We start from the raw sequence: 15,248 nt of genomic DNA on the forward strand, positions 1-15,248 counted from the left end.
CGTCCCGTACAGTACGGCCCCATGCGGATCAACGTTTCGGCGCAGTCCGCCGAGCTGGAGCTGCGTCCGCTGTCCGCGCGGTCGGTCGTGCTGAGCCTGCTGCTGGGTGTGCATCCCCCGGAGCTGACGGCGAAGGACCTCGTGCGGGCCGTGGAGCCCTTCGACGTCGGCGGCTCCACCCTGCGGGCGGCGCTCAGCCGGATGACGGCCGCGGGGGACCTGCGGCGCACCGACACCGGCTACCGGCTGAGCGACCGGCTGCTGGAGCGCCAGCGCCGTCAGGACGACGCCGTAGAGCCGCACGCGCGCGCGTGGGACGGCGACTGGGAGATGGTCGTGATCACCGCGACGGGCCGCGGCCCCGCCGAGCGCGCCGACCTGCGGGCGCGACTGGCCGGTCTCAGACTCGCCGAACTGCGCGAGGGCGTCTGGCTGCGGCCCGCCAACCTGCGCCGGCCGCTGCCCGAGGACCTCGACCGGGTGGCCCGGCACTTCACGGCCCGGCCCGACACGCCCGCCCGCGAACTGGCGGCGAACCTGTGGCCGCTCGACACCTGGGCGGCCACCGCCCGGGCGCTGCTCGCCCATGTCGCCCGCACGGACCGGCCCGCCGACCGCCTCACCGCCTTCGCGGCCCTCGTACGCCACCTGCTCGCCGACCCCGTCCTGCCGCCCGAACTCCTCCCCGCCGACTGGCCGGGAGCTGACCTGCGCGCCGCGTACGCGGACTACCGGCGCGAGATCACCGCGGCGGAGTGGGCGCGCGGACACCGGACATGACGGGGCGGCCGTACGAAGCGCCGTGCGGGGACGCTTCGTACGGCCGCCTTCACCGTGGGGGGATTACTTGTAGGTGATGTCCGAGGTCTTGTACAGGCAGTTCGTGCTGTCGGGGCCCGTACCGACCGCGGTGGTGTTGTTGTACTTCTGGCAGGGGACGACCTTGCGGCCGGCGTCGTTGAGGATCGTGATGCCCCTCAGCGTCGCCACGTCGTTGCGGTTGACGTTGATGCCGACGAGCCGCGCGGTGGAGCCCGTTCCGGTCACCTCGATGTTGCTGAGGTTCACCTTGCGCGTGTACTGCGTGGAGCAGTCACCGCAGGAGCGGTAGAGCGTCTTGAACTCGCTGACGGCGAAGTTGGAGATGTTCACCGTGCCGGGCCCGTTGTGCTGGAAGACCTTGTCGGCGGCCTTCTTGGCGCCACCGCCGATCACGTTGTAGGTGGAGCCGCCACGGAAGGTCGCGGCGTCCTCGCCGACGTCCGCCCACCACACGTTCTGCAGGGTGCAGTTGCCCTTGCAGTGAATGCCGTCGGCGCCGGGTGCGCCGATGATGACGTTCTTGAGCGTCGCGCCGGGCTCGAGCTCGAAGATCGGGTCCTGGCCCTCCTCCTGGCCGTCACCGGCCAGCTCCCCGGTGCCGTAGAACTGCTTCATGCCGTAGTCCTTGGTGCCGGACACGGAGATGGTGGAGGAGGTCCCCTGGCTGCCGTTGGGGGTCGGCCAGGTGGCGGCACTGGCCGGCGTGAGCGCGCCGGATGTCATGATCATGCCAACCGTTAAGCCGAGCGAGGCGAGCCCGCCGATGACCTTTTGCCGCCCGGAAATCCGGCGGCGGTGCTGCGTCTGTGAAGTCATGTCCCGTTTTCCTTCTCCGGTGGGGGTCAGAGCTTCCCGGCACCCGCGCCCGACGTCACCGAGGCGACGACACTGGAGGCGGGCTCTGCCGTGTAGCTGTAGGGCGGATTGGTGAACGTGCCGACCCGCGAGACCTCGGTCGCGGCTCCACCGAGGTCGTTGCCGCGCAGGTTGGCGTATCCGTCGACGTCACTGCTGCGGTTCGTGGTGACCGCGACCTTCGTCGAACGGAAGACGTTGTTCTCGACGAGCATCTGCGCGCCCATGCGGGAGTGCACGGCCGTCTCGGCACCGACGACGTAGTTGTCGTAGAAGTGACCGGTGCCGAAGCGCAGGCTGGGGATGCGCGAGTACACGTTGCTGAAGTGGTTGTGGTGGTACGTCACCTTCAGGTGCCCGGTGTCCTCGCTCGCGTTGTTGTCGCTGTGGCCCACGAGCGAGCCCTTGAAGTGGTCCTTGAAGGTGTTCCAGGACACCGTGACGTTGTCCGCGCCGTGGTTGATGTCCAACAGGCCGTCGTAGTAGTCCTTGTCGTGCGTGCGGTCGGCCGAGAAGGAGTTGTGGTCGATCCACACCTTCGTCGACGCCTCGACGGTGATGCCGTCGGCGGGCGCGACCGGCTTGCTGATGTTCAGATTGCGGATGACTACGTTCGTCACCCTCTTCAGCCGCAGCCCGCCCCCGGTGAACCCGGACGACGAACCGACGCCCAGGACCGTGGTGTTGGAGCCGATGTCGACCTGACCGCTGAGCGAGATCAGGCCGTTGACCTTGACGACCTTGGCCGCGTTGCCGGTCACGGCCGTCTTGAACGCGGCCAGCGTCGAGACGGTGACCGCCGAGGCGCCGCCGCCGCCGGTCGTCCCGGCGCCGAACCCGATCGGCGAGGTCTCGGCCGCCCCGGCCGGCTGGGGAAGGGCCAGGACGACCACCGTCGCCAGAGCGGCCGCACCGGCTGCCAGTGCGGATCTTTGCGCGTTTCTGCGTGGGGGACGAGTACGCATGCGGGTGCGTCCCTTCAGGGTGCCTGGTGGGTCATGTACGTGAATGTTGTTCGCCATGTTGTTCGCCGCGCATGTGCAGAGTGACCGAGTCGGAGGCTCCGCCGTAGTCCAGGGAGTGCACTTCCCTTGACTTCTCGGGCTCCAGTGGTCGTCGGCGCCATTCGCGAGATGACGGTGACGGGTCACACTGCTGAACGGAACGTAGGGGGCAAGCGCTTTCTAGTCAACGCCTCGCGCAGAACACATTCGGCCGACCCTGGTGAGCGGCGCGGCGAATCCTTTCGGAGAGTGGGAGCGCTTCCATGGCGGCCATGTCCATGCCACGATGCTGCGGATGCTTCCCTTCCGAGAGGGGCGAGTCGATGACGACTCCACGGATGCGTACGTCTCCACGGATGCGTACGTTCATCAGCGGGCTGGTGCCGGCGTTACTCGCCGTGTGCCTGACGGCCCTGTCGCCCGGACCGGCGGCCGCCGAAGTGGCCCCGCCCGGCCGGGCGGACCCGCTGCCCGGCTCCTTCAGCTGGTCCTCGACCGGCCCGCTGATCAGCCCCAAGCCGGACGCCGCACACCCGATCGTCTCCGTGAAGGACCCGACGGTGTTCCGCTACAAGAACCGCTGGCACGTCTACGCCACCACGGCCAACACCGCGGGTGCGTGGAGCCTGGCGTACACCAGCTTCACGGACTGGTCGCAGGCGTCCGCTGCACCGCAGACCTTCCTGGACAGCAACCCCAACATCGGCAACCGGTAAGCGGCCGCGCCCCAGGTGTTCTACTTCGCGCCCCAGAAGCTGTGGTACATGGTCTACCAGACCGGTCCGCCGTCCTACTCCACCACCACCGACCCCAGCAAACCGGGCAGTTGGAGCGCGCCGAAGTACTTCCTCGACAGCGAGCCCCCGATCGTCACGGAGAACAAGGGGCCCGGCAGCTGGCTGGACTTCTGGACGATCTGCGACAAGACCGACTGCTACCTGTTCTTCTCCGACGGCAACGGTCACCAGTACCGCTCCCGGACCACGCTCGCCGAGTTCCCGAACGGCTTCCGCGACACCACGATCGTGCTGACCGAACCCAACCGGTTCGACCTGTTCGAGGGGAGCAACGTCTACCGCCTCGGCGACAGCGGCAAGTACCTGATGCTCGTCGAGGCGCTCGCCACCAAGTCGGACTGGCGGCGCTACTTCCGGGCCTGGACGGCCGACAGCCTGGGTGGCACCTGGACACCGTTGGCGGACACCGAGGCGAACGCCTTCATCCGCTCCGACAACGTGACCTTCGCGGCCGGGCAGCCCGCCTGGACCACGGACTTCAGCCACGGCGAGATGATCCGCGACGGTGTCGACCAGACCCTCACGATCAACCCCTGCCGGCTGAGGTTCCTCTACCAGGGAATGGACCCGTCCTCGAGCGGCGACTACTCACAACTCCCTTGGAAGCTTGGCCTGTTGACCCAGACGAACTCCTCCTGCTGAACGAACACGGCTGAATCGAACACTACGGCTGAATCGACACTGCTGAAGGAACGCCGCACCACGTCCCCGAGCCGCGACCAGAAAGGGACAAGGACGTGTCCACCACCCCCCGCAACACCGCGAGGAGACCCCTGCGTTCGGTGCTCGTGGCGCTCCTCGGAGCGCTGGTGCCGTTGCTCGCGGCCACCGTGCTCACCGCGCCCGCCGCCACCGCCGGCCCCAGGGCGGCCGAGGCGGTCCCGACCGCGACGCTCACCGAAGTGACGAACTTCGGCACCAACCCCAGCAACCTCCAGATGTACCTGTACGTGCCGGACAACGTCACCGCGCGCCCGGCGGTCGTGGTGGCCGTGCACTACTGCACGGGCTCCGGGCCGGCCATGCACTCCGGCACCGAGTGGGCCCAACTGGCCGACCGCCACGGGTTCGTCGTCGTGTACCCGTCGGTCACCCGCGCCAGCAAGTGCTTCGACGTCGCCTCGCCGCAGGCGCTGAAGCGGGGCGGCGGCAGCGACCCGGTCGGCATCAAGTCGATGGTCGACTGGGTCACCCGCACCTACTCCGCCGACACCGGCAAGATCTTCGCCACCGGTATCTCCTCCGGCGCGATGATGACGAACGTCCTGCTGGGCGACTACCCCGACGTGTTCGCGGCGGGCGCCGCGTTCTCCGGCGTGCCCTTCGGCTGCTTCGCCACCACCGACGGCTCGGAGTGGAACAGCGCCTGCGCGAACGGCACGGTGACCCGCACCCCGCAGCAGTGGGGCGACCTCGCCCGCGCCGCGTATCCCGGCTACACGGGCCCCAGGCCGCGTATGCAGCTGTGGCACGGCACCGAGGACGACGTCCTGCGCTACCCCAACTTCGGGGAGGAGATCAAGCAGTGGACGAACGTGCTCGGCGTCAGTCAGACCCCCGCGGCCACCGACTCGCCCGTCTCCGGCTGGATCCGCACCCGCTACGGCGCCACCGGTGACCGGGCGCCCGTCGAGGCGATCAGCCTCCAGGGCGTCGGCCACAACCTGTACGCCTGGGGCATGGCGGACCGCGCGCTCACCTTCTTCGGCCTGGACGGCTCGGGGCCCACGCCCCAACCCCAGCCCGGCGCCTGCAAGGTGATCGCCACGACCAGTGCCTGGAGTACAGGCCTGACCGCCTCGGTCACCATCACCAACACCGGCACGAGCTCGGTCAACGGCTGGCAGCTCGGCTTCACCCTGCCCGCCGGCCAGACCATCACCAACGGCTGGGGCGCCACGTACACCCCGTCGTCCGGCTCGGTGACGGCGACCAACGCGACGTACAACGGCACGCTCGCGCCCAACTCGAGCGTGACCATCGGCTACCAGGCGAGCCATACCGGCAGCAGTGCGGCACCGGGCGCGTTCACGCTCAACGGCAAGGCCTGTACGTGACCCCGCGCTGATCAGACCGACCGGTGGTACTGGTCCGGCACGTGCACCTGCGCGTCCCCGCCCAGCTCCCGTGCCGCAAGCCGTGCCCACGACGGGTTGCGCAGCAGTTCGCGGCCCAAGAGTACGGCGTCGGCCTCGTCGTTGGCCAGGATCTTCTCGGCCTGTTCGACCTCGGTGATCAGGCCGACCGCGGCGACCGGAAGAGTGGTCTCGGCCTTGACGCGGGCGGCGAAGGGCACCTGGTAGCCCGGGCCGGTCGGGATGTGGACGCCGGAGGCGTTGCCGCCGGAGGAGACGTCCAGGAGGTCGATGCCGTGCGCCTGGAGGTCCCGGGCGAAGCGGACCGTGTCGTCGGGGGTCCAGCCGCCCTTCTGGAGCCAGTCCGTCGCCGAGATGCGGAAGAACAGCGGCTTGTCGTCCGGCCACACCTCCCGTACGGCGTCGACGACCTCGAGGGCGAAACGGGTGCGGTTCTCGTACGAGCCGCCGTAGGCGTCGGTGCGGTGGTTGGAGTGCGGGGAGAGGAAGTTGCCGATCAGGTAGCCGTGGGCGCCGTGGATCTCGGCGATCTCGAACCCGGCGTCGAGCGCACGGCGGGCCGCGTCCGCGAACTGGCCGACAACTTCCTGGATCTGGGCGAGCGTCAGCTCGGTCGGCACCGGGTGCCGCTCGTCGAACGCGAGCGGGCTCGGGGCCACCGGCTGCCAGCCGTGGGCGTCCGGCCCGACCGGAGCGCCGCCCTTCCACGGCTGGTCGGTCGACGCCTTCCGGCCGGCGTGCGCCAGCTGGACGGCCGGAATCGTGCCCTGGTCCGACAGGAAGCGCGTGATCCGGCGGAAGGCCTCGACCTGGGTGTCGTTCCAGATGCCGAGGTCGTAGGGGGTGATCCGGCCCTCGGGTCTGACGGCGGTGGCCTCGACGATGATCAGCCCGGTGCCACCCGCCGTGCGTGCCGCGTAGTGCGCGAAGTGCCAGTCGGTCGGGGCGCCGGCGTCCGGTCCCTCGGGCGCGGCCGAGTACTGGCACATCGGTGGCATCCACACACGGTTGGGGATCGTCACATCGCGCAGGGTGTAGGGCTCGAAGAGCGCGCTCACGGCCAACTCCATTCGTCACGGGGCCGGTGGTCCGACTCGTACGATAAGCATCGTAGTACGGCGGATGTCAAACTACGAGGGTTCTCGTACAATGGAGTTCCCCGTAGAAGTGGAGCCGCCGTGACCACCCCCGCCGTCAGCAGCCGTGACCTCCCGCACCCGGCGCGCGAGGAGATCCGGTTGGAATCCGTGATGCACGCGCTGTCCGACCCCATGCGGCTGCGGATCGTGCGAGAGCTCGCCGCCGACGGCGACGAGCTCTCCTGTTCGCACTTCGACCTGCCCGTGACGAAGTCGACCACCACGCACCACTTCCGGGTGCTGCGCGAGGCCGGAGTGATCCGGCAGATCTACCGGGGCACGGCCAAGATGAACGGCCTGCGCAGGGACGACCTAGACGATCTCTTCCCGGGGCTTTTCGACTGTCTGCTCGCCGCCGCCGACCGGCAGGCCGTCCGCCTCGGGAGCGACTGAACCGGCCTTCGCCGGCAGGTGGTTGAAGAGCAGGTTCAGCACGATCGCCGTCAGGCAGCCCGCGCTGATGCCGCTGTTCATCACCGTCTGGAACCAGTCCGGGAACTTCTCGTAGATCGTCGGCACACCGACCGGCAGTACGCCCATGGCCACCGACACGGCCACCACCGTCAGGTTGTTGTTGCCCTTGAAGTCCACCTGGGCCAGGGTCCTCAGGCCGCTCGCCGCGACCGTGCCGAACATCACCAGACCCGCGCCGCCGAGGACCGGCGCCGGAATGGCCGCGACCACCGCGCCCAGCTTGGGCAGCAGACCGAGCAGGACGAGGATGCCGCCGGCGGCGGCGACGACCCAGCGGCTGCGCACGCGGGTCATGCCGACGAGGCCCACGTTCTGCGCGTACGCCGTGTAGGGGAAGGTGTTGAAGACGCCGCCGAGGACGGTCGACAGGCCGTCGGCGCGCAGGCCGTCGGAGAGGGAGCGTGGCTCGACCTTCCGTCCGGTCATCTCGCCCACCGCGATGAAGTCACCCGTGGTCTCGGTCATCGTCACCAGCGCCACCACCAGCATGGAGATGATCGCCGACGCCTCGAAGGTGGGCGCACCGAAGTGGAACGGCGTGCTGATCCCGACCCAGTCGGCGTCCCCGACCCCGCCGAAGTCCGTGAACCCGAAGGGCACGGCGACCGCCATGCCCACCACGATGCCGATCAGCACCGCGATCCGGCTGAGGAAGACCGGCGCGAACCGCTGCACGCCCAGCACCACCGCGAGCACGAAGGCGGCCAGCGCGATGTTCTTCGGCTCCCCGAAGTCCTCCGCACCGGCGCCGCCCGCCACCCAGTTGCCCGCGACCGGCAGCAGCGAGATGCCGATGACCAGGATCACCGTGCCCGTGACGAGCGGCGGGAAGAAGCGCAGCAGCTTCCCGAAGACCGGCGCGAGCAGCACGATCGCGAGCCCCGCGACGATCACCGAGCCGTAGATCGCGGGCAGTCCGCCACCCGTCGTACCGATGAGCACCATCGGCGACACGGCCGCGAACGTACAGCCCTGCATGATCGGCAACCGCACGCCGAAGCGCCAGAACCCGATGCACTGGATGAGCGTGGCGATGCCGCACACCAGCAGATCGGCGGTGATCAGATACGCCAGATCCGCGGGCGACAGCTTCATCGCCCCGCCGACGATCAGCGGAACGGCCACCGCGCCCGCGTACATCGCGAGCACATGCTGCAGACCGAAGGCGGCCAGCTGTCGTACGGGTGGGACCTCGTCGACGGGATGCACGGGTGTGGTGGTTGCCATGGGGGCTCCAGAGCGGCGGATGAGCGGGGACGGTCCAACAGCACGAGACCGTAAGCGGCTTGAACAGTTTGTTGATTTCCGGTGTGTTGCCGCTTTGTGTCATGCCCACTGAATACCCGCCGACTCTGCTAGGGCCGGTCCGCCGGACAGGTCCTAGGAAGCCGCCGTCCGCGCCGCCGCCAGCAGGGACTCCCAGTCCGGCAGCTTGACCACACTCCGCCCGAGCGAGGCACCGAGCTCCGCCTCCGCCCGCTCGATGGCGCACCACCCGGCCCACTCGACCGGTTCGATCCCCTCGGCGCGCAAGGCCGCGAGCGGGTCGCCGGGCAGCTCCTTCTGTACGAGCACGGAGGCGTCCTCGAGCAGGGAGGTCACCGTCTCCTTGGCGTCGGGCCGGTTGGTGCCGATGACGCCGGTCGGGCCCCGCTTGATCCAGCCGGCCACGTACTCGCCCGGCGCGACGAGGCCGTCGCGCAGCACGCGCCCGGCCAGATGCGGAACCGTGCCATGCGCCGCGTCGAACGGCAACCCCTCCAGCGGCACACCGCGATAGCCCACCGACCGCAGCACCAGCTGCGCCTCGATGTCCTCGTACCGGCCCGTGCCCGTCACTCCGCCCTGTCCATCCGGCGCCGTCCGCTCGAAGCGCACCGCTCCCACGCGCCCTCCGTCGGCGAGCAGCTCGACGGGACGCAGGAAGAAGCGCAGCCGGATCCGGCGCGACGCGTCCTGTGACTCGGACTCCGCCCAGCCGCGCAGCGCCTCCACGTTGCGGCGCTGCGCGGCGGGCAGCGCGGAGGGATCGGCGTACCCGGGATCCATCGCCAGCTCCGCCGGATCCACGGCCACTTCGGTGTCCGGCAGCGTGCCCAGCTCGCGCAGTTCCTTGGTGGTGAAGCGCGCCTGCGAGGGGCCGCGCCGCCCCACCATGCTGATGTCGGTCACCCGGCTCGCGGCCAGCGCGGTGAGCGCCGCCTGCGGCATGTCGGTGGGGCTCAGCTCCGCCGGGTCCCGGGCCAGCATCCGGGTGACGTCGACGGCGACGTTCCCGACGCCGATGACGACCGCCGACCGTGCGCCCAGCACGAAACCGTCGGCGGCGGCGTCCGGATGAGCGCTGTACCAGGACACGAACTCGGTCGCCGACCAGCTGCCCGGCAGGTCCTCCCCGGGAATCCCGAGGTGCCGGTCGGTGGCGGCGCCCACGCAGTACACCACGGCGTGGTACAGCTCCCGCAGCCGCGCGGCCGGCACCCCGCCGGGGCCGACCTGGACGCCCCCGAGGAACCGCACCCGCTCGTGCTCCAGGACGGTCCGCAGATTGTTCTGCAACGACTTGATCTTTTCGTGGTCCGGTGCCACGCCGTACCGCACCAGGCCGTACGGGCACGGCAGCCGGTCCAGGACGTCGACGTGCGTCTCGGAATCCTGCTGTACGAGGCTCTGGGCGGTGTAGCACCCGCTCGGCCCGGAGCCGACGACGGCGACATGCAGCACGGCGGAACTCCTTGTCCCGGGTCGGAGGAGATCGCTGGTACTTCCAGCATCGCACCGCCGCCGCTCCGCTGACAGGGTGCTGTGCGCCGTATGGGCATGCGTGTCCGCCCGCGAGGAGTGTGATCATGCGGTTACGTTGCGTGTGTGCTCGAAGCATCATTTCTTGACCTTTCTGATCGTTCTCCGACGGACGGCACCGTGTCCGTCTGGTCCGCGTGGGAAGTGCAGGAGGACGGGGGAGCGACGTCGTGGTTCGACGTCCGGCTGGCGTTCACCGACGGCGCCCGCGTCGACGTGCTCGCCGTGCTGTCCGAGGGATGCGTCTCCGTCGAGGACGTCCGGGCCCAGCCGGCGCTGTCCCTCGACGATCTGGCGGTGCTCGCGGACTGGATCGAGGGCCCGCTCGCCGAGGCCTGCGGAGGCGGGCCGGAGCCTGCCCCGGAGGTGGCCGGAACGCGCCGCGCCCGCCCCGTGTGGCCGCACGGCGTCGAGGGGCGGTGGCTGGCCGCCCAGGAGTACCGCGCGGCCCAGGAGGAGGGCGTCGATCCCGTTCTCGCGGTGATGTGCGCCACCGGGCACAGTCGCCGCATGTCGCTCCGGCTCATCGCCCAGGCGCGTGACGCGGGCTTCCTGGCGCCACGTCACGCGCGGCGCTGAGCGGGCCGGTTACCTGCAGCCGGTCACACCATGTCCCGCATCCGCGTGATCTCGCTGGTCTGCTGAGCGATCACGTCGTCGGCCATCTCCTCGATCCGGACGTTGTTGCCCTGCCCCTTCACGTCCGTGGCCATGGTGATCGCGCCCTGGTGGTGAGTGATCATCAGCGTGAGGAAGAGCTGGTCGAAGGCCTCCCCCCGCGCCGAGCGCAACTTCTTCAGCTGGGCCTCGGTGGCCATTCCGGGCATTGTGGCGTGATCGTGGCCCGTGCCCTTCTCGTCCTCGCCGTGCTCCTGCAGCCAGCCCCGCATGCCGGCGATCTCCGGCTTCTGCGAGGCCGCGATCCGTGCGGCGAGTGCCTTCACCTTGGCCGACTCGGCGCGGTCCGGGGCCAGTTCGGTCATCTCCAGGGCCTGGGAGTGGTGCTCGATCATCATCCGCGCGTAGGAGACGTCCGCGGAGTTGGGGGAGTCGTCGTCGGCGCGCTGCCGCGCCGCGTCCTCGGCGGACATCTTCCGGTTCGCCTCACCGGGCTTGCCGGGCACGAGTACCGACGGGCCGGTCTCGGCGGCCGGCTTCGCGTCCGATCCGGAGTCGCAGCCTCCGACACCGAGTACGACCAGGGCGGCCAGCGAGGCCACGGCAAGGGGCACGCGGGACGCACGGCGGATGAGCACAACGACCTCCTGTGGCAGGCGGGATGAGGGACACCTCGTAAGGCGTCGGACACCTCGTGAGTGTCGAAGACCGTCCTAGCACGCTTCCGCGCGTGACTGATCAAAAACCTTTATTACGTGTTCGTTGCCCCCTGTTGATATGAGCATGGTGATGACGATACTTCGTGGGTACGTGATCCGTTCCCACGAGAACGGCACCAGGGAGGAAACAGTGATCCTGAAAGACCCCCGAACCCGGCACAGACGCCTGGGAGTTGCCGCTACAGCCGTCGGTCTCCTGGCCGCGCTGCTGACGGCCGGTCCGGCGGCCGCGACCCCCGATCCCGGGGACAAGCCGGCCACGAGTGAGGAGGTGTCCAAGAGCACCGAGGCCCAGGTCCGGTCGGCCATCGCCGAGGGCGAGATACCGGGCCAGGACGAGATAGTCCACTCCGCGAACATCGAGCACGTCGTCAACGTCCCCAAGGACGTCCTGCCCGGCACCAACTCCGACCTGGCCTTCCAGGGCAAGTACGCCTACGCCGGCAACTACGACGGCTTCCGCATCTTCGACATCAGCAACCCGAAGGCGCCGAAGACCGTCGCCCAGGTCCTGTGTCCGGGCTCGCAGAACGACATCTCCGTCTCCGGGAACCTGCTGTTCCTGTCCACCGACTCCTCGCGCAGCGACAGCAGTTGCAACAGCACCACGCAGCCTGCCACCGAGAAGTCGTCGTGGGAGGGCATGAAGGTCTTCGACATCAGCGACAAGAAGAACCCGAGGTACGTCGCCGCCGTCGAGACCGCCTGCGGCTCGCACACCCACACGCTGGTGCCCGAGCGCCGGAACGTCTACATCTACGTGTCCTCGTACTCGCCGAACGCCGCGTACCCGGACTGCCAGCCGCCGCACGACGGGCTCTCGGTCATCAAGGTGCCGCGCAACGCGCCCGAGAAGGCGGCGGTCGTGGGCTTCCCCGTGCTCTTCCCCGGGGAGGGCCCCGACGGCGGCGGCAACCCCGGCGCGCCGACCAACCCGGGCGTCTCCAAGACCACCGGCTGCCACGACATCACGGTCCTGCCGTCCAAGGACCTGGCGGCGGGCGCCTGCATGGGCGACGGCATCCTGTTCTCCATCGAGGACCCGGAGCACCCGAAGGTCATCGACCAGGTGCAGGACAACGTGAACTTCGCGTTCTGGCACTCGGCGACCTTCAACCAGAAAGCGAACAAGGTCGTGTTCACCGACGAGCTGGGCGGCGGCGGTGCGGCCACCTGCAACGCGGAGATCGGCCCGAACCGCGGTGCCGACGGCATCTACGACATCGTCGGCAAGGGCGACAGCCGCAAGCTGGTCTTCCGCAGCTACTTCAAGATCGAGCGTCACCAGGCGGACACCGAGGTCTGTGTGGCCCACAACGGATCGCTGATCCCGGTCAAGGGCAAGGACCTGATGGTCCAGGCCTGGTACCAGGGCGGCGTCTCCGTCTGGGACTTCACGGACTCCTCGAAGCCCAAGGAGATCGCCTACTTCGAGCGCGGCCCGCTGACCACCGACCGGGTCACGACCGCCGGCTCCTGGTCGGCGTACTACTACAACGGCTACATCTACTCGAACGACATCGCCAAGGGCTTCGACGTACTGAAGCTGAACGACCGGCGCACGGACCCGGCGAAGTGGGTCCGCATGAGCGAGCTCAACGTTCAGACGCAACCGGACTACTTCGACTGATCGGTCGGATCGGTCTGATCGGCCCGACCGGCCTGAGCGATCTGGCCGGCCTGGCCGTCGGTGCCGCACTCCGGTGCGTCCCCGGTCGCGAAGAACCGTGACAGATCCGTGTCACACGTCCCGCCGGACGCCCTCCCGGCGTCCGGCGGGACACCCAGCTCCCAGTCGAGCCGGTACCGCTCGAACAACTCCGCCCGCAGCACCGGAAGGGGCATCGGCACCCCCGGCACCAGTGCCGCGAAGACCGAGCCCATGAGCAGGGCGCGCAGCATGGGGTAGTCCGCGTCGACGTCCTCGGAGCCATGGCGGGCGACGGTGTCCCGCAGCAGCTGGGACAGGCGTTGCTGCTCCGGGCACTGCACGAACCCCTCGGCCTGCAGGATCCCGGCCATGTGCTGGCGCATCAGCACGGGCTGGTCCCGGGCCAGGCCCAGGATCGCGTCGATGGCCCGCGCCATCCGCTCCCGGCCGTCCTCGGTACGCGGCTCGCGCTCCAGCGCCTCCTCCAGCGTGCGGTGCATCAGCCGGTGTACGGCGGACTGCACCAGCGTGCGTTTGCCGGGGAAGTAGTACGACACCAGACCGCGTGCCGAGCCCGCTCTGTCCGCGATGTCGCCGAGCGTCGTCGCCTCGTAGCCGCGCTCGCTGACGAGCTCGATGGCGGCCTGCAGAAGCCGCTCCCGGGAACGCCGCCGCAACTCTTCATTGACCGAGGCGCTGCGCGGGGACATCCTGTAACTCCTGCGTTGACTGGCTGCCAGCCAACTATACTCAGCGCGTCCGGATCCGCCCTGTGAAGGGGCTGGTCGGGCTGCCGTCTGCCTCGGGCGACGCGGGGGATCGTCCGAGGCGACGGCACGCACCGACCGGAGCCTAAAAGGCCAGCACCACGGAAACCGAGGCTGACCAGGGGCGCAGCCGGTCAGGACTCACTCCGCCTCCCCATCTTGGCGATCTTGAGTTTCAAGGTTGGGAGATTCCTGGGAGATCAACTTACGAGGCTTCCGCTCCCGGGGCGGACGAGGCTCCTCCCACTCCCGGTGGTGATCCGTGACCCCCACCGAGGTCTCCCACAGCTTCTGCAGATCCGCCGCGATGTCCAACTCCATCGCCAGCGTCGTATGGGAATACGTGCCCTCAACTCCAGGAACAACATGACGCATCCGCTCCTCGACGGCAACCCTCGGATGCTTGAGCTCGTCCAGCCACACCTTCATCGAATGCCGCAACCCGTGCGGCACGATGCCCTCAATCCCCGCCACGGCCTTCATGCCGGGCAGCCGCGGCGGCCGGCCGAGCGGATCGGGCGCGGCCTTGTGGCCGTCCACCCAGCGCCGCCACACCGCCGCGTAGAACCACGTGCCGGTGTGCATCTTGCCGCCCTTCGGGGCGGGGAACACCCACTCCGAGGCATGCGAAGCCAACACCTGGCGCAGCAGATCAGCGAGGAACACCGGCACGATGAGGCTGCCCGTCGAGTCGTACTTCGGCGCCACCTGCGCCGGCTTGCCGTCGACGTACTGATTCTGTTCCCGCACCAGGAGGCGACAGCCCTGCCCTTGGTCTTCCAGGAGGAGGTGCTCGCGGCGCAGGCCCGCCACCTCGGAAATCCTGAGCCCGCAGTAGGCGATCGTCAGGACCATGGTGAAGCCGACGATGCCGCGCATCTCGCGCGCGTTGCGGGCCAGCAGCAGCGCTTGGCGGGGTGTGGCGATGATGACCTCGTCGTGCTGCTGCTTGCCCTTGTACCTGCCGCGCCGTCGCGATTTGAGTGTGGGCACTGGGTTGTCGGCGCGCACCTTGTCGGTGACGGCATCGTCGAACATGACCCGCATCACTGACATGACCGACTTCACGTAGCGCGGCTTGTACTGCTGTCGCAGCCGTTTCTCCCACGTCTTCACGGCGACGGTGGACACGTCGGCCATGGCGGCGGTGCCCCAGCGGGGAAGGATCACGGTTCTCAGGCGCTGCCTGTACGTCTTGTCGCTGCGGTTGCCGAGCTCAACGGATTCGATCCACACCTCGGCCCACTCGGCGACTGTGATGCGACCGTCGCTGGGGTTGATGAAGGTCTTGCGGCGAACGTCGGTTTCGAGGCCGCCGGCGTAGTCTTCGGCGGCCTTCTCTGTGTAGAACGGCTGCCCGTTGTCGTCGCGGGAGACGGAACCCCAGCTGCCGTCGGGCTTCTTGTACCGGCCTCGCCATCGCCACTTGCGCTTCTGCTTGTCGTAGGTGCGCTTCTCTGCGTGCGCCATCTGTCACCTCACGCACTGATCGTTCGAACAGTAG

The 15,248-nt window shown here is 69.0% G+C and carries 13 protein-coding genes and 1 pseudogene; 6 read left to right on the forward strand and 8 right to left on the reverse strand.

What is annotated here, in order from left to right:
• The first annotated feature begins 21 nt into the window (after window positions 1–21).
• On the forward strand, window positions 22–780 hold the full coding sequence (locus tag CLM62_RS12395; RefSeq protein ID WP_095750061.1) for a PaaX family transcriptional regulator C-terminal domain-containing protein: 759 nt from the start codon (window positions 22–24) through the stop codon (window positions 778–780).
• Between the two features lie 63 nt (window positions 781–843).
• On the opposite strand, the gene CLM62_RS12400 is transcribed toward CLM62_RS12395, so the two are convergent.
• Both CLM62_RS12400 and CLM62_RS12405 read right to left on the reverse strand, forming a co-directional pair.
• Window positions 844–1,638 carry a pectate lyase gene (locus tag CLM62_RS12400; protein ID WP_095749877.1) on the reverse strand — a complete coding sequence of 265 codons (795 nt, stop codon included), beginning with the start codon at window positions 1,636–1,638 and terminating at the stop codon, window positions 844–846.
• 26 nt (window positions 1,639–1,664) lie between these two features.
• Window positions 1,665–2,642: a polysaccharide lyase family 1 protein gene (locus CLM62_RS12405; protein ID WP_095749878.1), complete on the reverse strand. Its 978-nt coding sequence runs from the start codon at window positions 2,640–2,642 to the stop codon at window positions 1,665–1,667.
• A gap of 395 nt (window positions 2,643–3,037) precedes the next feature.
• Here CLM62_RS12405 and CLM62_RS12410 point away from each other — a divergent pair.
• Window positions 3,038–4,120, forward strand: a pseudogene (locus tag CLM62_RS12410) (non-reducing end alpha-L-arabinofuranosidase family hydrolase).
• Window positions 4,121–4,215: 95 nt separating this feature from the next.
• Window positions 4,216–5,535: a PHB depolymerase family esterase gene (locus CLM62_RS12415; RefSeq protein WP_095749879.1), complete on the forward strand. Its 1,320-nt coding sequence runs from the start codon at window positions 4,216–4,218 to the stop codon at window positions 5,533–5,535.
• A gap of 11 nt (window positions 5,536–5,546) precedes the next feature.
• Here CLM62_RS12415 and CLM62_RS12420 read toward each other — a convergent pair whose 3' ends face one another.
• Window positions 5,547–6,632 (reverse strand): NADH:flavin oxidoreductase/NADH oxidase, encoded by a 1,086-nt coding sequence (locus CLM62_RS12420; protein ID WP_095750062.1) that lies wholly within the window; start codon window positions 6,630–6,632, stop codon window positions 5,547–5,549.
• A gap of 120 nt (window positions 6,633–6,752) precedes the next feature.
• Between CLM62_RS12420 and CLM62_RS12425 the strand changes: the two genes are divergently transcribed.
• Window positions 6,753–7,106 (forward strand): helix-turn-helix transcriptional regulator, encoded by a 354-nt coding sequence (locus CLM62_RS12425; RefSeq protein ID WP_095749880.1) that lies wholly within the window; start codon window positions 6,753–6,755, stop codon window positions 7,104–7,106.
• Here the strand turns inward: CLM62_RS12425 and CLM62_RS12430 are convergent.
• Together CLM62_RS12430 and CLM62_RS12435 are read right to left on the reverse strand one after the other, a co-directional pair.
• Window positions 7,026–8,414 carry a nucleobase:cation symporter-2 family protein gene (locus CLM62_RS12430; RefSeq protein WP_095749881.1) on the reverse strand — a complete coding sequence of 463 codons (1,389 nt, stop codon included), beginning with the start codon at window positions 8,412–8,414 and terminating at the stop codon, window positions 7,026–7,028. The two genes, CLM62_RS12425 and CLM62_RS12430, sit on opposite strands and share 81 nt — an antisense overlap.
• A 153-nt stretch (window positions 8,415–8,567) precedes the next feature.
• Entirely contained in the window at window positions 8,568–9,911 is a 1,344-nt protein-coding gene (locus CLM62_RS12435) for an FAD-dependent oxidoreductase (protein WP_095749882.1), read from the reverse strand.
• 198 nt (window positions 9,912–10,109) lie between these two features.
• Here CLM62_RS12435 and CLM62_RS12440 point away from each other — a divergent pair, with 198 nt between their 5' ends.
• A complete protein-coding gene (locus CLM62_RS12440) occupies window positions 10,110–10,568 on the forward strand; it encodes a DUF6214 family protein (RefSeq protein ID WP_095749883.1) in 459 nt (152 codons plus the stop codon).
• Window positions 10,569–10,591: 23 nt separating this feature from the next.
• Here the strand turns inward: CLM62_RS12440 and CLM62_RS12445 are convergent, their stop codons facing one another.
• Window positions 10,592–11,245: a DUF305 domain-containing protein gene (locus CLM62_RS12445; protein WP_095749884.1), complete on the reverse strand. Its 654-nt coding sequence runs from the start codon at window positions 11,243–11,245 to the stop codon at window positions 10,592–10,594.
• 151 nt (window positions 11,246–11,396) lie between these two features.
• On the opposite strand from CLM62_RS12445, the gene CLM62_RS12450 reads away from it, so the two are divergent.
• Window positions 11,397–12,956, forward strand: a complete 1,560-nt coding sequence (locus tag CLM62_RS12450; protein WP_095749885.1) for an LVIVD repeat-containing protein — start codon at window positions 11,397–11,399, stop codon at window positions 12,954–12,956.
• Here CLM62_RS12450 and CLM62_RS12455 read toward each other — a convergent pair.
• Both CLM62_RS12455 and CLM62_RS12460 read right to left on the reverse strand, forming a co-directional pair.
• A complete protein-coding gene (locus CLM62_RS12455; RefSeq protein ID WP_095749886.1) occupies window positions 12,944–13,687 on the reverse strand; it encodes a TetR/AcrR family transcriptional regulator in 744 nt (247 codons plus the stop codon). The two genes, CLM62_RS12450 and CLM62_RS12455, sit on opposite strands and share 13 nt — an antisense overlap.
• Before the next feature lie 198 nt (window positions 13,688–13,885).
• Window positions 13,886–15,214 (reverse strand): hypothetical protein, encoded by a 1,329-nt coding sequence (locus tag CLM62_RS12460; RefSeq protein ID WP_095749887.1) that lies wholly within the window; start codon window positions 15,212–15,214, stop codon window positions 13,886–13,888.
• Window positions 15,215–15,248 lie beyond the last annotated feature (34 nt).

Source organism: Streptomyces sp. SA15, from assembly GCF_002291145.1.
In the GTDB taxonomy this organism is placed as follows: domain Bacteria; phylum Actinomycetota; class Actinomycetes; order Streptomycetales; family Streptomycetaceae; genus Streptomyces.

Coding starts and splice junctions, on each gene's coding strand:
- CLM62_RS12395 (WP_095750061.1), top strand. CDS start 22: ATGCGGATCAACGTTTCGGCGCAGTCCGCCGAGCTGGAGCTGCGTCCG.
- CLM62_RS12400 (WP_095749877.1), bottom strand. CDS start 1,638: ATGACTTCACAGACGCAGCACCGCCGCCGGATTTCCGGGCGGCAAAAG.
- CLM62_RS12405 (WP_095749878.1), bottom strand. CDS start 2,642: ATGCGTACTCGTCCCCCACGCAGAAACGCGCAAAGATCCGCACTGGCA.
- CLM62_RS12430 (WP_095749881.1), bottom strand. CDS start 8,414: ATGGCAACCACCACACCCGTGCATCCCGTCGACGAGGTCCCACCCGTA.
- CLM62_RS12450 (WP_095749885.1), top strand. CDS start 11,397: ATGACGATACTTCGTGGGTACGTGATCCGTTCCCACGAGAACGGCACC.
- CLM62_RS12455 (WP_095749886.1), bottom strand. CDS start 13,687: ATGTCCCCGCGCAGCGCCTCGGTCAATGAAGAGTTGCGGCGGCGTTCC.
- CLM62_RS12460 (WP_095749887.1), bottom strand. CDS start 15,214: ATGGCGCACGCAGAGAAGCGCACCTACGACAAGCAGAAGCGCAAGTGG.